Source organism: Tumebacillus sp. BK434, from assembly GCF_004340785.1.
GTDB lineage: Bacteria > Bacillota > Bacilli > Tumebacillales > Tumebacillaceae > Tumebacillus_A.
The window spans coordinates 718,487-730,102 of sequence record NZ_SLXS01000002.1 but is presented as its reverse complement, the minus strand read 5'-3'; the positions used below and the strand labels follow the sequence as shown (position 1 = coordinate 730,102).

The window sequence follows — 11,616 nt, the reverse complement described above, 5'->3', positions numbered from 1 at the left end:
CTTATTCTTCAACCCTCTCTAAAAACAGTCGCTTTTCAAAACCTCCGCGTTCCTCTGCTTTTTTCGCACGGACAGCCAGTAAGTCTGATTCGGATGCTCCGTGTACTTTTCCTAAAGCAAAGATGATCTCTAAAAGATCGGCAAGTTCTTCTACGCTGTCTGTTGACTCTTCGGCTGTAAGGTATTCCTGCAACTCTTCTTGAAGTTTGATGCGAAGCTGGCTTTTGTAACCTTCGTCATCTAATACATGATGTTTCGGGGTGCGACCACTCGTTTCAATGATTTCGATGATACGGTCACGTACAAGTTTATTATAAGTGGGCATTCCTACTACTCCTTTATCTCTTGCTTACTATTAGATTTAGTATAACAAAAAGTCTGACAGGTTTTGTCACTCAGAAACGTGTATGCTTTATTTATCTGAACTTGAGGATATTTCAAATTGGAAGATTGATTGTTCTCTTCCTGAGCAATCTACTACGGACATGAAGAAAGCCTGACAGTTAGAGTGTCAGGCTTTCATTTCGTTTATAACGCAATGCCCCGTTTCAACATCGCTTGTCTCGTATACCCTCGGATTTCTTGCATGACGCCCACCGCGGTTTTCAGATCCCCTTCGTTTTTATACAACTCCGCAAGCTCGCTCATCGTATCGCCCCACTCGCCTAACTCATCCGTATGTTTGAAGCGGTCGGCCGACTTTTGGAAGCGGCGGATGGCTTCTTCGCGGTGTCCGTTCTGGACGGCGATGCGGCCGTACAGACGATGGACGCGGGCTTGGTAGATGTGGAGTTCGGGGAGGAGTTTGCGGGCTTGGTAGCAGGCTTCTTCGGCGGCGTGGAGGTCATTTTGCTGGAGCAACAGGGTCGCCAGCTCCACTGATGTCATGCCCGCCTCTTCTTGCTTGCCGAGGGTGAGGAGATTGGTGACGGCACCCTGCAGCATGGAGATCGCTTCGGCTTCCCGGCCGCTCTGGCCGTAGAGGACGGCGCAGGTGGCTTGGAGTTTGACCGTCATGACGATGTTGTTGAGGCTTTCGTAGATGTGGACGGCTTTTTCGGAGTATTCGGCTGCTTTTTCGAGGTCGTTGAGTTTGTGGTAGGAGATCCCGAGGTTGAGGTAGACGTTGCCCATCTCTTGCAGGCTGTCCATTTTGTCGTAGAGGGCGGAGGATCTGCCGTAGTAGTCGAGTGCGTCATGGAGTTTGCCTGATTTGAAATAAGCAGTGCCAAGATCGTAGAGTATTCGCGCTTGCAGGTAAATGTCGGGCTCTTCCATTTTGTTGGACTCGTCGTAGGCTTTGTGCCAATGATAGGCGGCGAGTTGGTAGCGTTTGTTGTTTAGTTCAAGACGCCCTAGACTGCTGTAGACGCGGGCGGATAAATGGCTGTCGTTTTTGAGGAACGCCATTTCAAGGATGTGGCTGAGGATGTTGTCGGCGTCGGCATGGCGGTGCGTATGGATGTAGCATTCGGCCAGGTCAAAAAGGATGTCGGTCTCCGGGATCTGGGCTTGGGTTGTGTCTTTCAACCGTTCGAGGAAAGGGATGGCGGCTGTGTAGTCTTGGGCGGAGACCATGGCTTTGGCCATTTTATATGTGCTGATGAACTCTTGGTTCAGGTCTACGTCCGTTAGGAGATGCTCGAGCGGCACTTCGAGTCGGTCGGCGAGGCCGTATAAGATTTTATAGGACGGGCGGGCGCGGTCGGATTCGATCTGGGAGATCATGCTGGGGGTGCAGAGCTGTTTGGCGAGCTCGATCTGGGTCATGCGTTTTTGCAGGCGCAGGTGTTTGATCTTTTGACCAAGTGAATACATGTTATTTCACTCCTGACGGGTAGATTTATAAGTTTTATCTATTTGTTCGCTTGGAAGCTTTTACTAAAGTCAGTATAGAAAATTGATTTCCTTGGACACAAGAATTAATCGACTGTACTTTGGAAATGGTAGTTATGAAATTTATTCGATGTTTGTGAGAGGTTGTTTAGTTTTTGTATCCACTTTGTTTACAACGTGGTATATACTAGATTTATTGCAAGTGGAGAAACGGAGGTTAGATGCTGTGGAAACCGGGATGGTCGAGACGATTGGTCAGAAGATTAAACGCCTTCGCTTGGAGAAAGGGATGACGCAGGGCGAGGTTGCGGACGGGTTTGTAACGATCTCGATGATCAGCCAGTTGGAGCGGGATCGGAATACGGCGTCGGTGGAGTTGCTGCAGCATTTGGCGCGGAAGTTGCAAGTGCCTTTGCATGAGCTGGTGGAAGATGAAGTGGAGCAGATGGAGAAGGCTTGTCTGCAGAAGCTGGTGAAGGTGTATTTAGAGACGAAGCAGCCGACAGAAGCGGAACCTCTTTTGGTGAAGCTTCGCGGGAGGTCGGATCTGTCGCAGGCGGAGACGATTGAGCTGACGGTGGAGATGGGCGAGTGTTTGTACCAGCAATCTCGGTATGATGAAGCCCTGGGGGAGTTGTTGCCACTGGCGGAGGAGCTGGAGGCGGTGAATTACGATGATGCGCATGTGCTGGCGTTGGTGCGGTATACTGTGGGGAATGTGTATAACCAGATGCAGAATTTTAGCAACGCCAACTATAACTATCGGAAAGCGTTTGACTATACGAATCGCTTCCCTACGATTAATGCTTTGACTGCAAAGATCGCTTATAATGTTGGTTTGACATTGCGGAAGGTCGGACTGGCTCATCAAGCGATGCCTTATTTGAGAACATCACATGATTATTTTAGACAGACTGGTGAACTCTCGAAACTCGCTATCACAATCTATGAGCAAGGCATCACTTATAAGGAAGCGCATGATTTCCAGCATGCAGTCGAGTGTTTCGATCACGCCAAGATTATTTTTCATAGCCTGAATCTGAAAAACTATTCTTTTATCGTGCAACGCACGATTGCTTCAACTGTTACTGCCATAGAAGATCCTGAACTGGCAATCAAACAACTCGAAGATTGTATTGAGCCTTTTGAAGAAGAGATGAATTATTCGAATCTCATTCTCGTATATTCAAGAATCGCATCTGTACACCTCAAATCAGACCGCTTTGACGAAGCACATGATGCTCTTCAAAAGGCAATGTCGTTAGTTGAAATTCATGGATACCAGAACTCGCCTGAATCTGCAGACTGCCTGCAGACGTTAGCCAATTGCCTCCACAAACAAGAAAAATATGATGAAGCAATTCCCTGCTCTTTAAAGTCAGCTAATATCTTTGGTACAATTGGATTGATATCTGAACAGATCGATTCTCTTCAAATCGCAGTCGATTCATACCAAGGTCTTGAGGAATACAAGCGAGCACTGGAACTGGAAAGAGAGTGTAACAATTTGTTCAGACAGTTACATAACAAGGAGCGATGAAAACGATGAGAAAGAAACTGTCGATCTTGTTACTCGCCTTTGCCTTCGTCGGAACTATTTTCGTGGCTGCGCCACAGCAACATGCACAATATGAACCGGGGATTCCAATGGGTGTTACCGTTTCACAGTATGAGCCTGGAATTCCTATGATTATCGCCGTTTAATCCAAAACCACCTACCCCAGTGGAGTAGGTGGTTTCTCGTTTCTAATAGCTATAGACATGTTGAAAATCCTATTACTGTCAAACACGCCATTATTTCAATTGTTCACCTGTCACGGGGTTCAAATAGGCCACTTGTTGATCTTCAAACTTCACATACCACAAAGGTTGATTCCTGTCCTTTCCCTGCACACGATCATTCGGTGCTAGGAACATCTCTTCAACTTCACCCTGATCCTTCATTAAGTCACGGATTTTCGACTCTGCGAGGAGGGACTCTGTAAATGTTTCTGTTATCACTCGAATTCCCGTAGAGGAGCTACCGCTGAGCCAAATGAGCTTTTCTCGACCTTCGGCATCCACCCCTCGCACCATCAAATATTGGGGGCCATATTCCAGAAACCGTGTGTACACGATTTCCGTTTCTTTTACGCTAGTGACTAACTTCTCATTGATGGCAAATTTACGCCCTTCTTCTGCTGATGGAACCACTGGCCCTGTCACCTGTTCCTGATGTTTTGGAACATCAGCTTCTGATGATACACAACCACTAGCGAACCAAGGAAGCAGCATCAATGAAACACAAATCCCAATTTTGCGATTCATCGTGGTCATCGCACCTCCTCCATTTCGACTCGTCAATTCTCTTCCCTTCGCCAATCGTACTTCTCTTTCCTCACATCCAGTTTGTGCCCGTTAATGATCACTGTATGGTCGTCAGTCCAGACAGCTTTTACATTCTCGGTACGATACTCCCAATAGATATTATCGCGGTCTTGCGTTTCAGCGTTTACTAGTTCTCCTCGGATGCTATAATCAGTTGTCGCTCCACCGTTGACCAAGTAAAACTCGATTGTATACGTCTTGTTCGGGGAAGTTGTTTGGCTCAAGTACTCTCCCTCGGGCAACCGGTTCATCGAATAAAAGAAGTAATAGACAGTAAAGACGAATGCTCCCGCAACCAAAATCAAAAAGGCTCCACAACCCACTAGCAACTTCTTCTTCAAGCCCTCTCCCCCTTCTCCCTATATGTCTAGAATAAAAAAACGCCGACATCACGTCGACGTTTTTCTTTCACACAGCAAACTGCACCTGATTCCTTCCCGAATGCTTCGCCTGATACAGCGCGTCGTCCGCCTGCTTGATCAACTGTTCCGTGGAGTGACCTGTCCCCTGCAACTGGGAGACGCCGATGGAGACGGTGATGTTGATGCGGGTGCCGTCTGGCAGGATGAACGGACGCTCCTGCACGGTGCGGCGGATGCGTTCGGCGATCTGGGAGGTCAGGCTGTGGTCGCATCCGGGGAGGATGACGCTGAACTCTTCGCCGCCGTTGCGGGAGATGATGTCAACAGCGCGGCAGCTTTCGGCGAGGACTTGTCCGAGTTGGGCGAGTACGGCATCTCCGGCCGGGTGGCCGTAGGTGTCGTTGGTGCGCTTGAAGAAGTCGATGTCGATCAACAGAAGCGCCAGCGGTTTGCGTTGCTCGGTCGCTTTGGCCACGGCGGCATTGATCGCTTTGTCAAAGGACCGGGCGTTGTTCAACCCGGTGAGAAAGTCGATATTCGCCGTCTCTTCCAGAACGGCGAAGGAGGCTCCGACGCGGCGCAGGAACAGGATCAGCATGCCGGAGGTGAGCAAGGCGGTCCATGACGCGATCCAGAAGCCGGGCATGATCACCGTCCAATACAGGGTGTGGTTGAGCACGAACATGTAAAAATGCACCGATATATAAAGGGCTCCGAACAGGTTCGCCAAGAGCGCCTTTTGAATCATCGTCAGTGTGGTTCTGCGGATCAGGAAGGTGAAGAGGATCATGATAAACAGTCCCGCACACGCCCACAGCGAGGACTCTGTGACGGGATACAGCGTCAGACGGAAAAAGGTCACGATCACGGCGGCGACAAGCGCTGTCGGCAAGCGGCCGATCAAGGCGGCCAGAATGACCGGGATGTAACGCAGGTCGACGATGACCGGCGGGATTTTAACGGAATACGCCATGAGCAGCACTCCGATCCCACCGATGACGACGCCTGCGAGGATTTGGCTGAGCAGGCCGGCGTCAGGGGCAAACGGCTTATACCTGCGCGCCATCGTTGCGGAGCCTGCCAGGAAAATCATCGAGATCAAGATGCAGATGTTGACGAACAGACTGCTGATAAACGTGTAAGCCAAGGGTCGCCCGCTCCCCTCTCCAATCATTTTTTTAGTCTGATTTGATTGTACGATAAATCGTAATAAAAAACACCACCGATTCTCAGAACCGGTGGTGTTTTCTAGTAGGATGCAAGACTGATGTTGGTCGCTTCAATTACGCGGGCGATGATGCTTTTGTTCAGAGCTGCATCATGGGCGAATTCTCGTTCCATCGCCAGTTCGGACAGGTAGTCGTCGGCGAACTTGGGATGCACCGTCGGCAGCCCTGACATCCCTTGCAAGGCGCGCAGGAGCGCAGCCGAGTCTTTTGCATCGAGCGCAGCTTCTACTCTCGTCAGCGCAGCAGCCAGCTCGGCCGGGTCGTTGGCTGAGGGGACTTCACCGATGAGAGCCGCGTTTACGGCGTCGATGATCTGCTGGATCTCTGTGCGTGTCAGGTCACGGCCTGCTGCCGTTTGTTTGTTGTGCAGTTGGTTCAGGTAGGCGTCCCGCGTCGCTGCAACAGAACTGACGTGCAGGAACCCCTCCTCTTGCAAGGTGGCCGGCAGCAGATCGGACTTGGAGTCGCGGATCACGCCATTCAGCACGGAGAGCTCGCCTGCTTCCCCGGCGGCGGGCTGGGTGGAACTGGGATCGGTTCCCGGTTCTGGCTGCGGTGTAGTCGGGTCTTCGGGCTTCGGAGCCGATGCTTCGACCAGCGCGGTAAAGTTGGCAGCCATCACGGCGACTTCTTGGCGAGTCGCTTGGCTTTGCGGATTGAAGTTGGTGCCGTCGCCGCGCATGAGCTTTTTTTCAATCGCGGTTTGAACGTACGCTTTGGCCCATGCGGAGATCTTGTTGTGGTCGGCTACCGTCAGAGTGTTTGCGGCGGAGGGGTCGATGCCTGCTGCTTTGACGAGCAGGACGGCGAGCTCTTCACGGGTGATTTTGTCGTATGGTCGGAACTGAGCCCCGTCGCCGAGCATCACGCCCGCTTTTTTGACCGCTTCGATCTGTTTCCATCCCCAGTCGGTCGCTTTCACGTCGCGGAAAGTGATCTGGGTGGACGCGGGGGTATCCAGCTTGAGCAGTTGGACGAGGATCGCCGCCGTTTCCTGACGGGTGATGGCGTCGAGTGGGCGGAAGTGGTTGTCGGTGCCGCCTTGCATGATGCCACTGTTGCGGGCTTGCAGCACCGCATCGTACGCCCACGGGGCGATCTTGCCGGTGTCGAAGAAGTTGGCAGATGCTGTTGTTGCAGTGATCCCGGCGATGGTGGTCGCGAGGAGTACGGATGTTAGTACTTTCGAAAAGGTTCCCATGTAGAAGCCTCCAAGAGTTGAAAGTAGAAAAGGAAAAAGTTGTATACTCTCATCATATTCCCAGTTAGCAAAAAAAGGCAAGGGTATAAAAGTTCGCTTAATAACAAGCCACCTGACGCTCAAACGCGCAGGTGGCTTGTTTCCTAAGTCAATCAGGTACCGATCGTTCCGCCCGGATCACCTGCCGGAGTGTCTGCAGCTTCTGCTGCGGAATTGGCAGAATGAATGATCTGTTGAATTTTCGTGCGCATCATAATACCATCGAGTGCTGTTTGCTGGTCGAGCAATTGCTGAACATAAAGATCTGCAAGCTCACTGTTGAGGTCTGTGAAGCCCAGCTCGGTGAGCTTCTCAAAAACTTCAGTCGCAGTCCCTTGTGCGATCAAGTCATGAAGCTCTTCCATCACCGGCAATTCGTTCATATCCAGCACAAACGCCTGAATGGTAGGAAGCGAGAGCAGGAAAACAGCTGCGTTCTGCTTGGCTTGTACGAAACTCGACTGATACAAGGCAGCATTTTCGGCGATCAATCCCGTGATCTCATTCGCCTCTAATGCGGCGTACGTTTCATCCGCATCACCGGCATCGATTGCGGTGTTGATTTCAAGCATCGCCTCGATCTTGTCAGGTGAAACGAATACCTTCCACAACAAGTCAGCAATCTCCTCATAGTTGAGCCCTGCTCCCTTGTATTCTTTCGCATAGCTGAGAATGGCTTGATATTGGTTGGCGTAGTCCTCTTGCACAGGCATGAATCTCACGTTCTGCAAGGCTTGGATAAGTTCCGTGGCATCTCCGGCATCGATCTGCTCATTGACTGCAAGCGTTGCGGCGGAAAGACCTGCTGTTCCTTCCGGAATGTTGACTGTCACAATCGGGCTCTCTGCCCCGTGGCCAGCTTCATTTCGGACGTAGAAGGAAACGAACAACTCTGTGTCCTGTGTAGTCGGGAGTCCATAGACCGGGATGGTGACAGAACCGGTTGCACCGCTCATATTGGAAGCGCCGCCTGTCAACTGAGAGCCATCTGCCCCTTTGATCGTCACGTAGGCGCCGTCCGGCACGTCGTCGACTACGACTTCGATCAGATCATTCAGGTAGTGATTCACATGGATGTTCTCTGCAAGAGGAGCATTGGGAGCCATCGGCACTTCCAGTGCTGTGCGGGCACCTTCTGCATGACCATTTCCAGTAATGGTGACATATACGGTGGACATGCCGTCAAATCCATCTTCGAGCACGATTTGTTCGAATCCATACTCACCGATGACGACTTCCTTGAGCTGACTTCCTCCCGTTGCGGCGTCATAAATCCGAACGGTATATCCTTGCGGCCCGCTGACCAGGATTTTGTCAGCACCGGTGAAATGATTTTCCAAGGAAACGGCTTTTGCAACGTCAACTTTCACTTCCACCGGCACAAGAGCCGTTTCTGCACCGTTGATGAAGTACGATACATACACCGTATCCAGATGGGCGGGCAGGTTAAAGTTTACAGTCACCGTTTCAGTCGAGCCTGCCGGTTGGCTATTTGCAGACAGGATTTCGACAGCGTCCGCAGAGCTGTAGACGAAAACTTCGGTTAAGCCCGGTACGTTTTGAGCCTGTAGTTGGTATAAACCAAACGATAAGGTCGCTGTTAAGTCGCGAACGTCAGGGGTCAACTCAGGTGCAACGACCGGTACCGATGCTTCTACTTTCGCACTTTCTTCCTGACCGTCCGTTTGTGCAGTGACGTATACCTTCGTCAAGTCACCGAAACCGCCTTCGATCTCAACTCTTGCGCTTTCGTAGTTCGGCACACCGTCAAGATCATAGTCAACCGCAACCGAAACTCCCTGCCCGATCTTCGTATACTCGCCGTTTTCGAGCTTGTACACACGGATGGTCGTGCCTGCCGGAGCCGCTGCGCTCACCACGTCGGCAGCGTTGGTGTAATTGCTGAGATAAATGCTCGTCGGTTCCGGTGTTGCCGGCGTATTGTCTTCCACCGCAACTGCCACGCGCGCGCTTTCCGCATGGGCGGTTTGGAAGGCGATGTGGAATTGGGTCACAGCGACCGGGAACGGTTCGTTTACGGTGATCGTTTGCGGGCCCGGCACATCGTTGACGTTAACACCGGACGTGTAGAGCGGTTGCGAGGCAGTCGCAGCGTCGTACACCACTACTTTTTGACCGCCCGGCACATTGTTGACGACGATCTGGCTGTAGCCGTCAAACTCGTAGATTTTGATGTCGGATGCTTGCGGTGCGGCCGGGTTCGCCTCGACGGTCACCGGGGTCTTGGCGCTGGTGACTTTGTTCGGTTCTTTGATCGAGACTTGTGCGCCTTCCAGGGAGACGCCATTTTCGACGGTGAGCACCACAAAAGCAGGGCTGTCTTCAACCGATTGGGCATATCCAGAGGTGATCTTTGCTCCGTCAGCATCGTACAGCGTGACGAGCGAGCCAAGCGGGGCTTGGACGACAACGCTGTCTGCGATGGCAGCGTAGTTCATGACGTAGATGTCCTCTGCAGTCGGAGCATCCGATACCACTGCGCCCGGGACGGATTTGGTGACCAAGCTGCTGATCGCTTTCGAACGCAGCTCATCGTTCTGAATGACGTACGCAACATGAACTTCTGCCAGATCGTCCAAGCCATCCGGGATCGGCACCACGAGGTCTGCCGTCTCCGCGCTGTCGTTGGTTGCAAGCCCAATCGTGGCGTTCAACAGGTCCTCTGTCGATCTAAACACCTCGACCTTCGTATGAGCCGGTACGTTCTGGATGACCAGCTGATCTTGCTCCTCGCCGTTTTGCACCTCGATCTGTTCTGCGGTCGGCGCATCCGGGACGTTCACGTAGCTGATCGCCTGTCTTGCGCTTTCACGTTTGCCCGGCTCGGTGTAGGTGACGTATGCCTTGTTGGAACCGCTCGGGAAGCCGTTTGTCAGGTGGACTTGGAAAATCACATGATCGGACGGAATCGCCGAGGGCACGCGAGACGGTGTTACTGTGCTGCCCAGTACAGTGCCGCCGGTCGCAGCATCATAGACTTTGATCGTCGTGCCTGGTTTCGCAATCCCTTCGACAATGTCAGCGCCTTCCGCAAAATTGACTGTGCCCGGTACTTCGGACGGGATCACCGTCACAGGCAGCGGAGCCGGGGGCGTGGAGTTCGAGTTGCCCGGGGTTGTCGGCGTCGGGTCGACCGGTTTGTTGCCGATGAAGATTTCTTTCAGCAGGTCTTTGATCTTCTCATAGTTCTTCACAAGGTCGGCGATCTTCGCGCCATCGGGGAGGACGACTTTGTTGATCGGTTTCTTAACATCCAGCTTGGCGGTGGAGTTCAGCACGTTCAAAGTGCCGACGGGCGCGTCGATCTCTACATTTTTGGCACCTGTGCCGACCGTCAGTTTCGGAATGGTCACGCCATTGTCCGCTTGGATCGTCGCGTCGGTGGTGACGGTCAGCTCGCCGAGGGTGGACTTGCCTGTCGCTTCCAGACGCACGTTCCGCTTGTTGACATCGACCGCGCCAAGGGTGGCGTTGTGGAAGACGACCGTGTTGGTGTCACCGCCGTTGACCACCGTTTTGCCTTTGACAGTCAGGCCGTTGGAGTAGAAATCGTTTTGCAGTTTCTCGCTGATGATGAGGTCGCCTTCGATGGTCAGATTCTGCAAGGTGATGTAGTTGCCGCCGACTTCCAGCGAGCCTTTGACCGCTGCCCCTGCGCCGTCGAGGACGAGGTTGCCGCTGAACTCCGCTGCACCTTCCGCCGCCGGTTGGCCGCTTGCGGTGATCTCCAGCGCGTTCACTTCGGTCAGCGTCGTGCCTTCTGCGCGGAACTTGATCTTGGCACCGGTCAGGATGGCTTTGTTCTTGACCGCGAACAGACCTTTCACCGCATCGCCAAGCTGATAGCTCGTCCCATTGATCGTCACCGAGCTTTCGGTGACGTTCTGCACGGTCGACAGCAGGGCTTGCGAGAAGTTGACCGCTACGACGGCCAGCTCCTGACGGGTGGTCGTCGCTTGCGGGCTGAATTTGTTGTCTGCGCCCACCATCAGTCCCTGTTCAAATGCCGCACCGACCGCATCAAGCGCCCACGGGGAGATGCTGGCTTTGTCGGCAAACTTCACGGTGCTGCCTTGGCCGGTCGCATCGATGCCGGCCGCTTTGACCAAAATGACGGCCAGCTCTTCACGAGTCAGCGCAGCGTTCGGACGGAACTTGCCGCCTTCGCCGATCATCACGCCTGCTTTTTTCACCGCTTCGATCGAACCGAGTCCCCACAGTCCGGACGGGACGTCGGAGAAGGAGCTGCTCTTGTAGCCGGTCGTATCCAGCTTCAACAGGCGCGCCAGAATCGACGCCGCTTCCTGACGGGTCACTTTGCTGAGGGGGTTGAAGTTGCCGTTCGGGTCACCCGAGACGAGGCCGAGCTCTTTGGCTTTGACAATGCCTGCCTGTGCCCAAGCGTCTGCTCTCTTCAGGTCAGCAAACGAAGATCCATTGGCCGATGCCGCAAGCGGGCTGGTGATGCTGGTCAGCAAGAAGGCTGCCGCTACCAGCAGTTTGGTAAATTTGCGCACGCGATGATTCCTCCAATTATAGAAAGTTGTTAACAAGAATATAA

Annotated in this window: 9 protein-coding genes; 2 read left to right on the top strand and 7 right to left on the bottom strand. The window is 52.8% G+C overall.

What is annotated here, in order from left to right:
* Position 1: 1 nt before the first annotated feature.
* On the bottom strand, positions 2 to 325 hold the full coding sequence (locus EV586_RS07550; RefSeq protein WP_132944453.1) for a nucleoside triphosphate pyrophosphohydrolase: 324 nt from the start codon (positions 323 to 325) through the stop codon (positions 2 to 4).
* 203 nt (positions 326 to 528) lie between these two features.
* On the bottom strand, positions 529 to 1,818 hold the full coding sequence (locus tag EV586_RS07545; RefSeq protein WP_132944452.1) for a helix-turn-helix transcriptional regulator: 1,290 nt from the start codon (positions 1,816 to 1,818) through the stop codon (positions 529 to 531).
* Positions 1,819 to 2,062: 244 nt separating this feature from the next.
* On the opposite strand from EV586_RS07545, the gene EV586_RS07540 reads away from it, so the two are divergent.
* A complete protein-coding gene (locus EV586_RS07540) occupies positions 2,063 to 3,376 on the top strand; it encodes a helix-turn-helix transcriptional regulator (RefSeq protein ID WP_165898397.1) in 1,314 nt (437 codons plus the stop codon).
* A gap of 5 nt (positions 3,377 to 3,381) precedes the next feature.
* Positions 3,382 to 3,540, top strand: coding sequence for a hypothetical protein (locus tag EV586_RS21065; protein ID WP_165898395.1), 159 nt, complete (start codon positions 3,382 to 3,384; stop codon positions 3,538 to 3,540).
* Between the two features lie 90 nt (positions 3,541 to 3,630).
* Here EV586_RS21065 and EV586_RS07535 read toward each other — a convergent pair whose 3' ends face one another.
* The 5 genes from EV586_RS07535 to EV586_RS07515 all read right to left on the bottom strand — a co-directional run bounded on the left by EV586_RS07535 (position 3,631) and on the right by EV586_RS07515 (position 11,572).
* Positions 3,631 to 4,152, bottom strand: a complete 522-nt coding sequence (locus EV586_RS07535) for an RNA-binding protein (RefSeq protein ID WP_132944450.1) — start codon at positions 4,150 to 4,152, stop codon at positions 3,631 to 3,633.
* Between the two features lie 23 nt (positions 4,153 to 4,175).
* On the bottom strand, positions 4,176 to 4,544 hold the full coding sequence (locus EV586_RS07530; RefSeq protein WP_132944449.1) for a DUF5412 domain-containing protein: 369 nt from the start codon (positions 4,542 to 4,544) through the stop codon (positions 4,176 to 4,178).
* Between the two features lie 67 nt (positions 4,545 to 4,611).
* Positions 4,612 to 5,712 carry a diguanylate cyclase gene (locus EV586_RS07525; protein ID WP_165898392.1) on the bottom strand — a complete coding sequence of 367 codons (1,101 nt, stop codon included), beginning with the start codon at positions 5,710 to 5,712 and terminating at the stop codon, positions 4,612 to 4,614.
* A 101-nt stretch (positions 5,713 to 5,813) separates the two neighbouring features.
* The gene (locus tag EV586_RS07520; protein WP_132944447.1) at positions 5,814 to 6,995 is read right to left on the bottom strand and encodes an S-layer homology domain-containing protein; all 1,182 of its coding nucleotides are present in this window, start codon (positions 6,993 to 6,995) and stop codon (positions 5,814 to 5,816) included.
* A gap of 152 nt (positions 6,996 to 7,147) precedes the next feature.
* On the bottom strand, positions 7,148 to 11,572 hold the full coding sequence (locus EV586_RS07515) for an S-layer homology domain-containing protein (RefSeq protein ID WP_165898390.1): 4,425 nt from the start codon (positions 11,570 to 11,572) through the stop codon (positions 7,148 to 7,150).
* Between the last annotated feature and the right edge of the window lie 44 nt (positions 11,573 to 11,616).